The sequence below is a fragment of the Streptomyces sp. NPDC048420 genome (assembly GCF_040651535.1).
Lineage (GTDB): Bacteria > Actinomycetota > Actinomycetes > Streptomycetales > Streptomycetaceae > Streptomyces.
Window position 1 is genome coordinate 29699 of record NZ_JBEZKG010000001.1, and the last position, 15080, is coordinate 44778.

At 72.7% G+C, this 15080-nt stretch carries 12 protein-coding genes; 4 read left to right on the plus strand and 8 right to left on the minus strand.

All coding sequences use genetic code 11. The features are described 5' to 3' along the window. Positions 1-9: 9 nt before the first annotated feature. The 4 genes from AB0D34_RS00160 to xylB all read right to left on the minus strand — a co-directional run bounded on the left by AB0D34_RS00160 (position 10) and on the right by xylB (position 4602). The gene (locus AB0D34_RS00160) at positions 10-609 is read right to left on the minus strand and encodes a peptidoglycan recognition family protein (protein WP_362654065.1); all 600 of its coding nucleotides are present in this window, start codon (positions 607-609) and stop codon (positions 10-12) included. Positions 610-638: 29 nt separating this feature from the next. Continuing rightward, a complete protein-coding gene (locus AB0D34_RS00165) occupies positions 639-1652 on the minus strand; it encodes an acetamidase/formamidase family protein (RefSeq protein ID WP_362654068.1) in 1014 nt (337 codons plus the stop codon). A 159-nt stretch (positions 1653-1811) separates the two neighbouring features. Further along, entirely contained in the window at positions 1812-3020 is a 1209-nt protein-coding gene (locus tag AB0D34_RS00170; protein WP_362654071.1) for an ROK family transcriptional regulator, read from the minus strand. A 136-nt stretch (positions 3021-3156) separates the two neighbouring features. Further along, a complete protein-coding gene (gene xylB / locus AB0D34_RS00175) occupies positions 3157-4602 on the minus strand; it encodes a xylulokinase (RefSeq protein WP_362654074.1) in 1446 nt (481 codons plus the stop codon). A gap of 128 nt (positions 4603-4730) precedes the next feature. On the opposite strand from xylB, the gene xylA reads away from it, so the two are divergent. Both xylA and AB0D34_RS00185 read left to right on the plus strand, forming a co-directional pair. Beyond that, positions 4731-5897, plus strand: coding sequence for a xylose isomerase (gene xylA, locus AB0D34_RS00180; RefSeq protein WP_362654077.1), 1167 nt, complete (start codon positions 4731-4733; stop codon positions 5895-5897). Positions 5898-6083: 186 nt separating this feature from the next. Continuing rightward, positions 6084-6527 (plus strand): hypothetical protein, encoded by a 444-nt coding sequence (locus AB0D34_RS00185; RefSeq protein ID WP_362654079.1) that lies wholly within the window; start codon positions 6084-6086, stop codon positions 6525-6527. Between the two features lie 8 nt (positions 6528-6535). On the opposite strand, the gene AB0D34_RS00190 is transcribed toward AB0D34_RS00185, so the two are convergent. Further along, positions 6536-7876, minus strand: coding sequence for an esterase-like activity of phytase family protein (locus AB0D34_RS00190; RefSeq protein WP_362654082.1), 1341 nt, complete (start codon positions 7874-7876; stop codon positions 6536-6538). A 147-nt stretch (positions 7877-8023) separates the two neighbouring features. Next, on the minus strand, positions 8024-8704 hold the full coding sequence (locus tag AB0D34_RS00195; RefSeq protein WP_362654085.1) for a helix-turn-helix domain-containing protein: 681 nt from the start codon (positions 8702-8704) through the stop codon (positions 8024-8026). Positions 8705-8803: 99 nt separating this feature from the next. On the opposite strand from AB0D34_RS00195, the gene AB0D34_RS00200 reads away from it, so the two are divergent. Together AB0D34_RS00200 and AB0D34_RS00205 are read left to right on the plus strand one after the other, a co-directional pair. Then, entirely contained in the window at positions 8804-9649 is an 846-nt protein-coding gene (locus AB0D34_RS00200) for a patatin-like phospholipase family protein (RefSeq protein ID WP_362654088.1), read from the plus strand. A 51-nt stretch (positions 9650-9700) separates the two neighbouring features. Continuing rightward, entirely contained in the window at positions 9701-10876 is a 1176-nt protein-coding gene (locus AB0D34_RS00205) for a cytochrome P450 (protein WP_362654091.1), read from the plus strand. Here AB0D34_RS00205 and AB0D34_RS00210 read toward each other — a convergent pair. After that, positions 10856-12127, minus strand: coding sequence for an SWF or SNF family helicase (locus AB0D34_RS00210; RefSeq protein ID WP_362654093.1), 1272 nt, complete (start codon positions 12125-12127; stop codon positions 10856-10858). The two genes, AB0D34_RS00205 and AB0D34_RS00210, sit on opposite strands and share 21 nt — an antisense overlap. After that, positions 12124-15030: a DEAD/DEAH box helicase gene (locus tag AB0D34_RS00215; protein ID WP_362654096.1), complete on the minus strand. Its 2907-nt coding sequence runs from the start codon at positions 15028-15030 to the stop codon at positions 12124-12126. Before AB0D34_RS00215 ends, AB0D34_RS00210 begins: the two co-directional genes overlap by 4 nt. Positions 15031-15080 lie beyond the last annotated feature (50 nt).

Sequence of the window (15080 nt, forward strand, 5' to 3'; positions counted from 1 at the left end):
CCCGGCGGCTCACACGAGCTCGACCATCCGCATGTAGCGCGCCCAGTCCCAGTACGGCCCCGGGTCGGTGTGGTCCGTGCCCGGCACCTCGTAGTGCCCGATGATGTGCGTACGGTCCCTGGGGATGCCGTATCTCTCGCAGATGTCCGCGGTCAGCACCGCGGACATCTCGTACAGGGCGTCGGTGAAGTAGGCGGGCTTGTCCACCCACCCCTCGTGCTCGATGCCGACGCTGCGCGTGTTGTACCCCCAGTTCCCGGCGTGCCAGGCCACGTCGGCCTCCCGGACGCACTGCGCTACATGACCGTCGGCCGACCGGACGACGTAGTGCGCGGACACCTGCTTCGCAGGGTTGCGGAAGATGTCCAGCGTGCCGGTGTACGAGGTCTGGGTGACGTGGATGACCACCCGGTCGATGCGGTAGGACTCGGGGCGGTCCGAGTACGTGTAGTTGGAGCTGGTCGCGGGCTGCCACTCGGCGAGCGGGTGGTCGACGGGTTGGGGAGCAGCCCCGGCCAGTGTCTCGGGAAGCAGCGCGTACGGTACGGCGGCGAGGACGGCGCCCTTCAGCAGCCGCCGCCGGTCGAACAGCGGTCTTGCGCGTTCCAAGGATCAAGTGCCTTTCCGGTCGGCGGACTTCAGCCCCGCAGGGCCGCCGCGGTCTCACGGAGCCTGTCGTGCACTCCGCGGTGAGTCTCGCGCGCGGGCAGCCATTCCTTGCGGATCTTCGCCACACAGGTGTAGTTGGTGTCGCAGACGTTGGCCAACGGCGACTCCACGGCCTGGGTCGCGAACTGGTACGCGTCCAGTTCGCTGAACCCGTAGTCGCGCGCGAGCCACTGCACCAGGTCGAGCTGCGATATCCGGAACGCGTCCTCCAGCGGGCGCGCCGAACCGGTCGAGATGATGTGCGTGTCCGACTCGATGCGCGGCCACGGCGTGGCGAGCCCCTTGAGCAGCTCGACGATCACCACCGTGTTCATGGCGCACTCGACAGCGACCCCGCACGTCTCTCCCTCGCCCTGCCGGGCGTGCCCGTCGCCGAGGCTGAGCAGGGCGCCCTCCACATTGACGCCGAGGTAGCAGGTGACGCCGGCCCGCATCTCCGGTGTGTCCATGTTCCCGCCGTGCGCATCGGGCACCAGCGCCGAACGCACCTCCAGATTGGCAGGAGCCACCCCCACGGTGCCGTGCATCGGGTCCATGGGCAGCTCGATCTCGATGTCACTGTCGTGAGCCCGGAACAACGCCGTGCGCCGGGCCCGGTCCAGCTGCCAGATCCACACGGTCTCCGGCAGCGGCGGCTGCAGCGTGGCGGTGGTGTGCGTCGAGGTGAGCGCCCCGAACAGGGGGACCGTGGTCGACGCGGCCCAGTCCCGGGCCGGTTCGATCGACACGAAGTGCACGGCGACCGTGTCACCCGGCTCCGCGCCCTCGATGTGGAAGGGCCCGGTCTGCGGGTTCAGGAAGGGGAACTCGCACACCTCGGACACCAGGTCCTTCTCGGACCGCACCCGCCCCGCGAAGCAGTCCTCCGTGTACAGGTCGAGGACCGTACCGGGGGTGATCCGGGCCACGGGCGGTGCGCCGCCGAACGTCCAGGCGTACTCGCCGGGTTCGGGTCGCACGGTCAGGATCCTGGGGTCGCTCATGGCTGCACGGCTCCGTTCCGCTGTTCATGGAGGCCGGGTGCCTCGCGTGAATCACGGTACGGGGACGGCAGGTTGGGCAGCAGGGCGCTTGGTGTTTCGGTGGACAACCTTGGAACTGTGGATAACCCTCTCACCCGACGGGGTGAACCAGCCGGCGAGTCAGGCCCGTTCACCCACAGCCGCCGGGTCGTCCAGCACGGCCCGCACCACCGAGTGCGCCGCCCCGAGCAGGGGTCCCTCCGACCCCAGCCGCGACACGGCCACCGGACACGGCGGACCGGCCGTGCGCCCGGCCAGCTCGTCCCGCAGCGACGGCAGCAGCCAGGGCGCCAGCCCGGCCAGCGCGCCTCCGAGCACCACACTTTCGGGGTCCAGCAGATTGACCGCGCCGGTCAGCGCGATGCCGAGCGCCTCGCCGGCCTCGCGCAGGGCGCCTCGTACGTCCTCGTCACCGTCCGCCGCGTGCTGCGCGAGCAGGCCGACCCGGTCCTCGCCCGGCTCCAGACCGGCCGCCCGCAGCACCGCCTCCTCACCGGCGTACTGCTCCAGACAGCCCCGTCCGCCGCACGGACACCGGGGGCCGTCCGGGCGGACCGGCACATGGCCCAGCTCACCCGCGAAACCGCGGGTACCGCGCAGCAGTTGCCCGTCGACCACGAGCGCAGCGCCGATGCCGATCTCGGCCGAGACGTGCAGGAAGTCGTGGGGTGTGCCCTCGCCGAGCCAGAGTTCGGCCAGCGCACCGAAGTTGGCCTCGTTGCCCACGGTCAGCGGATAGTCCTCGGGCAGCAGGGCGCCCAGGTCGGTGTCGTGCCAGTCGAGGTTCGGGGCGCGTACGACGGTCCGTGCGTCGCGCGCCACCAGACCGGGCACCGCCACCGCGAGCCCCGCGGGCCACAGGCCCTCGTCCTCAGCCTCCGCCACCACCCGGTGTACCAGGGCGGCGAGTTCGGCGATCACCGGCTCGGGGGAGCGGCCGCGGTTCGCGCCGTACCGCACCACGCGCGCGCGTACCTGTCCGCGCAGATCGACCGCGCAGACCGCGAGGTGGTCCACACCGACCTCGGCGCCTATCCCGGCGGGGCCCCGCCCGCTGACGGCGAGCGCGGAACCCGGTCTGCCGACCCGGCCGGGACGCTCGGGGCCCAGTTCCTCAAGGAGCCCCGAGCGTATGAGCTCGTCGACGAGGGTCGACACAGCGGCCCGGGTCAGACCGATGCGTGAGGCGACCGCGGCGCGCGAGAGCGGTCCCTCGGCACTCACGCTGTGCATCACACGGGCCAGGTTGCGCCGGCGCATGCCCTGCTGGGTGTCGGGCAGGCCCCGCCCGGGACCCGCCGTGTGGGCGTCGTGCAGCGGTGCGGTCATGCCTCCCTCGATCCTCTGTGGAGCAGCGGTCCGGTTCTCGGTCGGCCCCCGCGTTCCTGCTCTCGGCCGGACCGCGGCCCTGGCCGGCCGGCGGCAGGCCCGCGTCCTTGTGCTCGGCGAGCCCGCAGTCCTGTTGTCAGCCGCTCTGCGTCCCCCGCTCCAGCAGCGGCGCCGCGTCGGAGAGTACCCCGGCGATCCTGGCCAGCGTCTCGTCGTCCCGCTCCACGGCCTCCAGCACGGGCCCCGCCGCCGTGTTCCAGCGCCGGGCGACCGCGGCCGGGTCCTCGCCGGTCAGCAGTCCTGCCGCCTGTGCGGCGGCGCCGAGCGCGACCAGTTCCTTGGCCTCGGGCACCTGGACCGGACGCCCCGAGAGCCGTCGTACGGTCTGCTGCCAGGCGGTGCCCTGGGCGCCGCCGCCGATCAGCAGCAGCGGGGTCGAACGGTCCGCGTCCGCGTCGAGCACCAGGTCCAGCGCGCCGAGCAGCGCGTGCACGGCACCGTCGTAGGCCGCCTGGAGGAGCTGGCCGGCGGTGGTGTCGTGGCGCAGTCCGTGCAGCAGCCCCGAGGCGTTCGGCAGGTTCGGGGTGCGCTCGCCGTCCAGGAACGGCAGCAAAGTGACTCCGGAGACAGGCTCCACGGCCTCGCGGTCCAGGCCCAGCAGGGTGGCGACCCGGTCGACGGCGAGCGTGCAGTTCAGGGTGCAGGCCAGCGGCAGCCAGTCGCCGTGGGCGTCGGCGAAGCCCGCCACGGTCCCGGTCGGGTCGGCGGGGCGGTGCTTCGAGACGGCGTACACCGTCCCCGAGGTGCCCAGGCTCATCACCGGCGTCCCGGGACGCAGTCCGAGGCCCAGTGCGGCGGCCGCGTTGTCGCCGGTGCCGGGGGCGACCAGGGTGCCCTTGGAGAACGGCAGATCATGGCCGTCGCGCACGGTACCGGCGACCTCGCCGGGCCGGACCACGCGCGGGAGCAGCGCGGGGTCGAGCCCCACGTGCGCGAGAACCTCGCTGTCGTACGACTCCGTCGCCGACGCCCACCAGCCGGTGCCGGAGGCGTCACCGCGGTCGGTGGTGCCCTGGCCGGTGAGACGCTCGGTGAGGTAGTCGTGGGGCAGGCGCACGGCCTTCGTGGCCCGCAGCGCCTCCGGCTCGTGCTCGGCGAGCCAGGCCCACTTGGTGACCGTGAAGGAGGCGCCCGGCACACTGCCGGTCCGCTCCGCCCAGGCCTTCGGGCCGCCCAGCTCGTCGATCAGACGCTGGGCCTGCGGCGCCGAGCGCACGTCGTTCCACAGCATCGCCGGACGCACCGGCTCGCCTCGCCCGTCCAGCGTGACCAGGCCGTGCTGCTGGCCGCCGATCGACACCGCCGCCGCCTCGCGGGCCGCCTCCCCGCACTGGCGCAGCGCCTCGGACAGCGCGTCCCACCACTGGCGCGGATCGCTCTCCCGGCCGGCCCCGGAGGACACGGCGTGCGGTGCCTGGCCGCGTGCGACGACCTGACCGGTGGCCGCGTCGACCACCAGCGCCTTGGTGGACTGGGTGGACGTGTCCACGCCGACGACGAGCGGACCCTCGGCTGCTGACATCGGGCTCTCCCTGTGTGTGCGGCTCATGTCTCCAGCCGGAGACACCTTGTCTCTTCCCAGAGACGTGTGCGCATACTAATTTGTAAACCGCCATGACGAAATAGTCCGGAGCAGCAAGGAGCCGCGTCATGAACTACCAGCCCACCCCCGAGGACAGGTTCACCTTCGGCCTGTGGACCGTCGGCTGGCAGGGAAGGGACCCGTTCGGCGACGCCACCCGCCGTGCCCTCGACCCGGTCGAGACGGTGCAGCGCCTGGCCGAGCTCGGCGCCCACGGCGTGACCTTCCACGACGACGACCTGATCCCCTTCGGGGCGTCCGACAGCGCGCGTGAGGGTCACATCAAGCGCTTCCGTGAGGCCCTGGACGCGACCGGCATGAAGGTGCCGATGGCGACCACCAACCTCTTCACGCACCCGGTCTTCAAGGACGGCGCGTTCACCGCCAACGACCGTGACGTGCGCCGCTACGCGCTGCGCAAGACGATCCGCAACATCGACCTGGCGGTCGAGCTGGGCGCCGAGACCTACGTCGCCTGGGGCGGCCGTGAGGGTGCCGAGTCCGGCGGGGCCAAGGACGTACGCGTCGCCCTCGACCGCATGAAGGAGGCCTTCGACCTCCTCGGCGAGTACGTGACCGAGCAGGGCTACGACCTGAAGTTCGCGATCGAGCCCAAGCCGAACGAGCCGCGCGGCGACATCCTGCTGCCCACCGTCGGCCACGCCCTGGCCTTCATCGAGCGCCTGGAGCGCCCCGAGCTGTACGGCGTGAACCCCGAGGTCGGCCACGAGCAGATGGCCGGACTGAACTTCCCGCACGGCATCGCGCAGGCCCTGTGGGCGGGCAAGCTCTTCCACATCGACCTCAACGGCCAGTCCGGCATCAAGTACGACCAGGACCTCCGCTTCGGCGCGGGCGACCTGCGGGCCGCCTTCTGGCTCGTCGACCTCCTGGAGAGCGCGGGTTACGCCGGTCCCAAGCACTTCGACTTCAAGCCGCCGCGGACCGAGGACCTCGACGGTGTGTGGGCGTCGGCCGCGGGCTGCATGCGCAACTACCTCATCCTCAAGGAGCGTGCGGCCGCCTTCCGCGCCGACCCGCAGGTGCAGGAGGCGCTGCGGGCCTCGCGTCTGGACGAGCTGGCGCAGCAGACGGCGGCGGACGGCCTGAAGGCGCTGCTCGCGGACCGCAGCGCCTTCGAGGAGTTCGACGTGGAGGCGGCCGCCGCGCGTGGCATGGCCTTCGAGCAGCTCGACCAGCTCGCCATGGACCACCTGCTGGGTGCGCGCGGCTGAGTGAGCCCCACGCGCGCGTGCCGACGGTCGTGAGTGACCTCCGTCGACCGCACGCGCGCGTGGGTGTGCGCAGTGACCGTGACCCCTGCGCGGAATGTGCCGGAACCATGCGATCCACGGCATGGGGCCGTATCAACTTCCGCGCGGGGGTCGCCCCATGACCGGTTCGAGGTGACTCTGGACGGTATGGCCATGCCGCCGGTACCGCCCCAGCCGCCCGGACCGCCGGGTGACACACCGCCTCCGGGCGGTGGCTTCGGACCACCCCCCGACGACTTCGGGCGCAAGAGCCCGAACCCCTACGGCGGACTGCCGTCGACCCAGCCGATGGGTCCGGTCGGCGACCCCGGCCCGAGCGGTCCGAGAAGGCGCCGGAGCCCGCTGTTCGCCCTGCTCGCCGTCATCGCGGCGGCCGTGGCCGTCGCCCTCGTCGTGGTCTTCATGGCCTCGGGCAACGACGACTCACCGGACAAGAGCCCGGCCCCGGAGACCAGCACGAGCGGTTCTCCCGAGCCGTCGTTCAGCCTGCCGACCCGGCTTCCCAGTGAGCTCCCGTCGCAGTTCCCGACCGACATACCCAGCGAGTTCCCGAGTGACCTGGAATCGCTGCTCCCGTCCCTGATCGGCTGACGTGTACCTCAGAGGCCGCGCGGCAGCCTGACGTACGTCACCGTCGTCTCCACGCCGCTGTCCACCAGCCGGCCGTCGCCGTCGAAGGCGCCGGTACCGTCCGTCATCCCGAAGTCGTTGTCGTTGATCAGGGCGAGCGTGTCGTGGTCCACGCGCGCGACGCCCTCGATCTTCCCGGGCACCCCGGCGACCTTGCCCAGGTCGACGACAAGCTTCTTGGCGAGCACGGGCACGCCCGAGGCGGCCGGGTCGTCGAGCTGCTCCAGGGACGGAGAGGTGGTGTCGTCGTCCCAGGCGCCGCCCAGGATGTCCGAGGACCGGTCAAGGCGCACCAAGTGAAGACGCGCGGCCTTGTCGGTGCGCTCCTCGACCAGCAGCCGGTCACCGCCCACCGCGACCACCGAGGAGATCTTGAGCTCCGAGGTGTCGTCCTCGCTCGGGTCCACCACGTTCACCGGGTCGAAGCGGTACGCGTACTCGGCGGTGACCGCCTTCTTCTTCGGCGAGAAACGCAGCAGCCGGGTGGTCCGGGAGGCCTCTCCGGCGTCCGTGTCCGGCAGCGACAGCGGACTCTGCACGGCCAGCACCAGGTCGCCGCCGGGCAGTTGGGCGAGCCCCTCGAAGCCCCGGTTGATCTTCCGGTGGAGCAGGACGGAGGGCAGCGCCTCGACCACGGGGTAGTCGGCGCCGGTGAGGTTCAACCCCTTGGGGACATAGCGCGTGAGGACCTGCCCGCGCGCGGAGACGTGCACCAGGCTCGGGCCGTACTCGTCGACGAGCCAGAAGGTCCCGTCCGAGGCCCGCACGACGCCTTCGGTGTCGAGACCGTTCGGGTTGTACGACAGAGCTGTGAGCGCGTTGTAGTTGTACGGCGCCTCGTCGCGTCCCTTCTGGTTGGACAGCCCCGTGACGGCCTTGCCGGAGGAGGTGGTGATCGGGATCGCGTCCAGCACCTTCACGGTGTCGCCGGTGACGCGGATCTTCACGATCGCCGGGTCGAAGCCCGGGACCGGGAACGTGCGGCGCTTGGTGCCGTCCACCTTGATCTGACCGTTGGGGCCACGGTCGGTCACGGTCCAGAACTCGCCCTTGCGGCCCGCCGGGTAGATGTCACTGCCGAGGCCGCCGAGGTCCACTCCGCGGTCGTCGGCCACCGTGCCCGGCAGCAACCTGTTGCTGAACGCCCCGAGCGGGATGTCCCCGAGCGTCGCGGTCCGCACGACACGGGCCTCGCCGGAGGGGGCGCCCACGGCGGGGCCCGCCGCGACCAGAGCGGCGGCCAGGGCGAGGGGTATGCCCGCCGCGGCGGTGCGTCTGGCCGGGCGTCGGCCGTCGGCGTGCGGGGACATGGGGCCTCCTGGGGACCAAGTTCGGTGACAGCGGCCAGATTTGGCTCCCGCCCGGAACGCCGTACGACCGACGGGTGAACACACGGCGTCGGCCGGGCGGCGGTCCGACAGCGCGGTACGCGCGCGTGCGGTTCGTGAGACGCGTGCTCATCCAGGGGAGTTGCGGGGGGCCCGGTGCGGACCCAATCCCTGGAGGACATCACCGAGTTGGTCCGCCGTGAGTGCGGGGGTGGGGAGGGGCGGAGCGGTGGGCGAGGCGCGCAGGCCGTCGAGGAGCAGGGCCAGCGGGCGCCGCCAGGCCTCCGGGGCGACGGCGGTGGCCAGGGAGGGGACGGCTCGTCCGAGCGCGGCCAGCGAGAACAGGATGTCCTCCGTGGTGACGTCCGCACGGATGCTTCCCTCTTCGCGCCCCCGGTGCAGCAGCGACTCCATGGTCGCCCGGTTGTGGGCGTGCACGGCCTGCAACGAGTCCACGCCCTCAAGGTGCGTGGTCATCAAATCGTTCGTGCCGCGGTCGGTGGCCAGGACGGCGAAAACGGCCTCCAGGTAGCCGACCAGCCCCTCCCAGGCGTCCGCCGCGGTCCGGGCCCGCTCACCGGCGGCCATGGTGCCCGCCAGCGGCTCACGGAAGACCGCGTCGACCAGCGCGGCACGGCTGGGGAAATGCCGGTAGAGCGTGGCGTTCCCCACCCCCGCCCGCCGGGCGATCACGTCCAGGGGAGCCTCGAGACCCTGCTCCGTGAACACCTCGTGAGCGGCCTCGACCAGCAGTTCACGGTTGCGCCGCGCATCGCGCCGTCGCACCGGTGCCGTCGCGTCGTTCGTCATGATCGCCCTTCCACGGTACCGGGGAGTGCTCCCCGGTAGTGATGCTATCGTCGGCCGGGTAAACGGGGAGTACTCCCCATTTTGATGGAAGGGGTGGGCATGGCCAGTACGGCGCTTGTCCTCGGCGGGGGTGGCCCCGTCGGTGGAGCGTGGATGACGGGAGTGCTCGCCGGCCTGACCGACGCCGGTGTCGAGGCGACCCGCGCGGACGTCGTCATCGGCACCTCGGCCGGCGCGATCTTCGGCTCGCGGCTGCTCACCGGTGAACCCGCGCGCGAGCTGTTCGAACGCCAACTGGCCGGTGCCGACCGGGTGGACCTCGGCGTCAGCCTCGCTCGGACGCTCCGCTATTTGTGGGCCGCGTTGGGATCCCGCGACCCGGAGCGTTCCGTACGACGCCTCGGGCGGGCCGCGTTGAAGGCCCGCACGGTCCCCGAGTCCGAGGTGTTCCCCGTGCTCGACCCGCTGCTGCGCGGCGTGCGGAGGTGGCCCGAGCGCACGCTGCGGATCACGGCCGTCGACGCACTCTCGGGGCAACTGACGGCTTTCGACGCCGAGTCGGGGGTCGCACTCCTCGAAGCGGTCGTCGCGAGCTGCGCGGTTCCCGTGATCTGGCCCCCCATCACCCTGGCCGGGCGCCGCTGGATGGACGGAGGCAGTCGCTCCACGGCCAACATCCACCTCGCCCGCGGCCATCACCACGTCCTGGCCATCGCCCCGATCGACGCCGCCGTGGGCCCTCACGCGAGCGCCAAGGAGCAGGCGGCCGCCCTCGCCGCCGAAGGCGCCCACGTCACCCTCGTGACCCCGGACGCCGCCGCCCGCCGCGCCATGGGACGCGACATGACGGCCGACGCCCGCCGCCCCGCGGCCGCCCGGGCCGGTCACGCCCAGGCGACCGCGCTCGCGGCATCCGTGCACCCGGTCTGGCGCGCGGAGCAATAGAGGGCGCATCGGGACGCCGTAACCCTGACGACCGCGACCGAGAGGACCACCATGCCCGCCCCCAGCCTGGAGGAACTGGCCCCGGACGGCCACGACCTGGCCCAGGACCCTTACCCCGTCTACGCCGCGCTGCGGGCCAAAGGAGCTGTGCACCGCGTCCTCGTCCCCGGAAGCGGTGAGAGCTGGCTCGTGGTCGCCCATGACGCGGCACGGACCGCGCTGACCGACCCGCGCCTGCGCAACGACATCCGGCACTCCTCGTCCTGGCGTAGCGACGGCGGGCACGCCGTCGGCCGCAACATGCTCCAGACCGACCCTCCGCAGCACACCCGGCTGCGCCGACTCGTGGCGGCCCGCTTCACGGCCGGGAGCGTCGCCGCCCTGCGCCCGAGCATCGAGGCCGTAGCCCTCGAACTCCTGGACGGGCTGCCGGAGCGGGGGACGGCCGACCTGGTCGCCCGGTACGCGCTGCCGCTGCCCGTCACGGTGATCTGCGACCTGCTGGGTGTGCCCGCCGCGGACCGCACCGCGTTCCACTCCTGGTCCGACGAACTGGTCATGCCCACCTCGCCCGAGGCCGCGACCGCCGCCGCGTCCGCACTGACCGAGTACCTCGCCGAGCTGGTCGCCCCGGGACGCGAACCGCGGCCGAGCGGACTGCTCGGCGATCTCGTGGCGGCCGGTGGCCTCGACCCCGGGGAACTCCTCGGCATGGCCTTCCTGATCCTCGTCGCGGGCCACGAGACGACGGTCGACCTGATCTCCGCAACCGTCCACGCACTGCTCGCACACCCGGACCAACTCGCCCTGCTCCGCGCCGAACCGGACCTGGCCGAGGCCGCTGTCGAGGAGTCCCTGCGCTACAACTCACCCGTCCACGCCACGGCGTTCCGGTTCGCGGCCGAGCCGCTCGACCTCGACGGCACCCGCATCGAGGCGGGCGACTCCGTGCTGGTCTCCCTCGCCGCCGCCTCCCGCGATCCGCTGCGCTTTCCCGACCCGGACCGCTTCGACCTGTGGCGCCCCACGCGCGGGCACCTGGGATTCGGCCACGGCCCGCACCACTGCCTGGGGGCCCCGCTGGCCCGCGCCGAAACCTCCGTCGCCCTGCGGCTGCTGCTGCGCCACCGCCCCGCCTTCGCCTTCGCGACCGACCCGGACACGCTGACCTGGCGCAGCAGCACCCTGCTCAGGGGACTGGCCGAACTACCCCTGAGGTTCGGCTGAGGCGACCTCTGTCGAGGCCAGAGCGGTCGCCGGATCCAGGACGGCCGGACCCGCGGGCACCCAGCGCCCCCGCTCGTTCCGGTACGGCCACCAGCGCCCGTCCCGGCCCAGGCGTATCTGGGCGGGCGCGCCGACGACCGTCCACCGGTTGCCGGCCGCCCTGAGCGCCGGCCGCTCGTCCTCGTCCCAGACCGAGTCCAGGGCGGCACGCGCGCGTGCGAGGGTGTCGCCCGCGGGCGCCCACTCCTCCTCCAGCACGGACAGCGCTGCCGCACCTCCGAGGCCCCACGCGCGCGTGGCGTGCGCCAAGGCCTCCAGGTCGCGTCCTGATCCGGAGGCGAGCCGTTCCGTCACGGTCTGGTCGGGCGCCCCGACAGCCAGCCGCACCGCGTCCTGGGCAACCGTCAATTCGACGGCCGGAGAAGAGGTGGGCCCTCTCAGAGCCTCCGAGAGCAGCCGATGGGCCTCTACGGCCGTCCTGGCGGCCAGATGACGGACGGCGACCGGGTCGACTCCCGGTCCCGGCGGGGCCTCGGTGTCCAGCGAGGGCGGCCGCCCTGGGCCCTCGGGCAGTTCTGCCGGCGAGGGCAGGGGCGGCAGGATGTCGCCGGCGGCGTACGCCTCGGCCGCGTCCACACCGTCCGTCCTCTCGGGCTCGGAAGCCTCCTGCGCGGGCGCGGCGCTGCGGGCCCGGAGGTCCTCCAGGAGGGTCTGCTCGCCCCGGCCGCGCATGAGGAGCAGGACGAACGGGTCCTGGTCCAGCAGGCGGGCCACCTGGTAGCACAGGGCCGCCGTGTGACCGCAGTGGTCCCAGGTCCCGCAGTCGCACTCCGGTTCCAGATCGCCGAGGCCCGGCAGCAGCTCGATGCCGGCACTCGCCGCGTCCTCCACCAGATGCGGTGGCATCTCGCGGTCGAGCAGCGCGGCAATATGACCGGACCGTTCGACGGCCATGTCCAGGAACCGGTCCCACTGTTCGGCGGACAGCTCGGACAGCAGGACGTCGGCCCGGTGCGGGGTGCGGTCACGGTCCTGGACGACGGCCGTGATGCGCCCCGGACGCACCGACACCGCCCCCACCGCACCCGCGCGGGCGAGTCCGCGGCCCGTCTTGACCTGCTGTGAGTCCATCGCGGCGTCCTCCAGCGCCCGCAGCCAGGCCTGGCCCCACCAGGACTGTGCGAAACCCCTCCCGTGCGCGGGCGGCAGGGCCGTGAACGTCCGCTCGTTCTCCGTGTCGTGTCCCGTCATCGTGCGCCCCCTCGCAGTTCCACCAGATCGGCCAGCTCCGCGTCCGTCAGCTCGGTCAGTGCCGCCTCACCGGCGCCGAGCACCGCGTCGGCCAACTCCCGCTTGCGGTGCAGCATCTCGGCGATACGGTCCTCGATGGTCCCCTCGGCGATCAGCCGGTGCACCTGCACGGGACGGGTCTGGCCGATGCGGTACGCGCGGTCGGTGGCCTGCGCCTCGACGGCGGGGTTCCACCAGCGGTCGTAGTGCACGACATGCTCGGCCCGCGTCAGGTTCAGGCCGGTGCCCGCCGCCTTCAACGACAGCAGGAACACCGGGACCTCGCCCTCCTGGAACCGCCGCACCATCGCCTCGCGTTCGGCGACCGGAGTCCCGCCGTGCAGGAACTGCGAGGGCAGGCCGCGCGCCGCCAGATGGCGCTCGACGAGGCGGGCCATGCGCACGTACTGGGTGAAGACCAGGACACTCGCCCCTTCGGCGAGGATGGTGTCGAGGAGCTCGTCCAGCAGCTCCAGCTTGCCGGAGCGGCCGGCGATCCTCGGCTGCTCCTCCTTGAGGAACTGCGCCGGGTGGTTGCAGATCTGCTTCAGCCCGGTCAGCAGCTTCACGATCAGCCCGCGCCGCGCCATGCTGTCCGCCCCGGAGATCTCCGCGAGCGTCTCACGCACCATGGCCTCGTAGAGCCCGGTCTGTTCCTGGGTGAGCGACACGGCACGGTCGGTCTCGGTCTTCGGCGGCAACTCCGGGGCGATGCCCGGATCCGACTTGCGGCGCCGCAGCAGGAAGGGGCGCACGAGCCGGGCGAGACGCTCGGCGGCCGCCGGGTCCTGGCCGCTCTCGACGGCCTGCGCGTACCGGGCGCGGAAGGTGCCGAGCCGGCCCAGCAGGCCGGGAGTCGTCCAGTCGAGGATGGCCCACAGCTCCGACAGGTTGTTCTCCACCGGGGTGCCGGTGAGTGCCACGCGTGCGCGTGCCCCGATCGAGCGCAGCTCCCGCGCGGTCGCCGAGTACGGGTTCTTCACGTGCTGTGCCTCGTCCGCCACGACCATCCCCCAGGCCACGTCGGCCAGTCGGGGCGCGTCCAGGCGCATCGTGCCGTACGTGGTCAGCACGAACTCCCCGTCGGCCAGGGAGTCGAGCTCGCGCCGCGGACCGTGGAAGCGGCGCACGGGCGTACCCGGCGCGAACCTCTCGATCTCGCGCTGCCAGTTGCCCATGAGAGAGGTCGGGCACACGACGAGGGTGGGGCCGGCGGTGGCCGCGTCGGTCTGCCGGTGCAGATGCAGCGCGATCAGGGTGATCGTCTTGCCGAGGCCCATGTCGTCGGCCAGACAGCAGCCGAGCCCCGAGGAAGTCATACGAGCCAGCCAGTTCAGGCCCCTGCGCTGATAGTCCCTCAGGGTGGCGGCGAGCGCGGCGGGTTGCGGGACCGGCTCCTGGGCCTCCGGGTCCATGAGCCGGTCCCGCAGGGCCGCCAGCCAACCGGTGGGCTGTACGTCGACCCTGCGGCCGTCGACCTCGGCGGAGCCCGTCAGAGCGGCGCTCAGCGCGTCGACGGGCGTCACCTTGCGGTCCTGCCTGGCCCGGGCTCTGCGCACCTCGTGGGGATCGACCAGCACCCACTGGTCGCGCAGCCGCACGACAGGGCGGTTCGCCTCGGCGAGCCGGTCCAGCTCCTCGCGGGTGAGCTGTTGGCCGCCGAGGGCGAACGACCAGTCGAACGCGAGCAGCGCGTCGGCGGACAGGAACGACGGAGTGTCCGAGCCCACCCGGTCATCGCTGTCTGGCGGGCCGACCGTCGCGACCGTGGTCAACCCTCTGACCAGGCCCTTCGGCCAGTGCACCTCGACGCCCAGGTCGGAGAGGCTCCGCGTGCCGGCTCCGAGCAGATCGGTGACCTCCTCCTCGGCGAGGTCGACCGCGTCCGGCACGGCCGCCGAGAGCAGCGGCGCGAGCGGGGGCCACGCGTGTGCGGCCCTGCGGAGCGCGAGCAGGGAGTCCATTCGCGCGTGCGGGCCGAAGGCCGTGGCACCCGCCCAGACATCGGCGGCGTCCGCCACGAGCGTCGGATCGCTCACGCTGTGCACCTGCACCACGGCCCGGAAGGACGTCACCTCGCCAACGGCCAGGCCGCCCACCTCGATCCGCAGCGAGACACGTACGCCCGCGTCATGGCCCGCGGCGACATCCGCCGCCCATGTGCGCTGTTCGGGCATGTGCTGCGGTTCCCGGGCGGCGTAGGCCGGACCGCCCGTCACGAGGCGGGCCGCGGGGGAGCGGGGCAGGGCGTCGGCGACCGCGTCCAGGAAGGCGAGCAGCAGCTGTTCGGGGTCGGGCAGCAGCAGCGGCGCGGGGCTGTCCAGAGGCTCAGTGGTGTCCAGCGGGACGGCGGTGTCCAGCGGGACGGCGGTGTCCAGCGGGACGGCGTGGGCCTCGGGCGGCATCGCGGCGGCGAGCCGGCGGACCCGCTCGACGTCCGACGTGCCCAGCGGTCCCATCCGCCAGGCGTCATGGTCCGTCGCGGACAGGCCGGGCAGCAGGAGCCCGCGTGCCACGTACTGCAGGGCCAGCACGGCCGCGGCACCCCAGAACACCGCCGACCGGTGCCCGTGCGCGCAGGTACGCGCACGCGTGAGGACCGGCAGGGCGGCGCGGACGGGCAGCAGCAGCGCGGGCAGGCTCACGAGCTCCACACCCCCGACAGCGGGCACCACGAGCGCCAGGTCCTGGACCGTCCCGGCCGCGACAGCGGGAGGAGGGTCGCCGTCAGGCCGCCAGAAGGCCACACCGCCCGTGCGGGCCGGGTCGCCGGGCAGGAACACGGCTTGGCAGGAGGCCAGTTCGGAGATCTCGGACGGTGTTGCCGCGGGGAACCTCTGGACAGAGATCGCGGTGCTCCTCAAACTTGACTACTCGGTCGGAGTGGTCGAGGGTACAGCACTCTCCGGGCCTG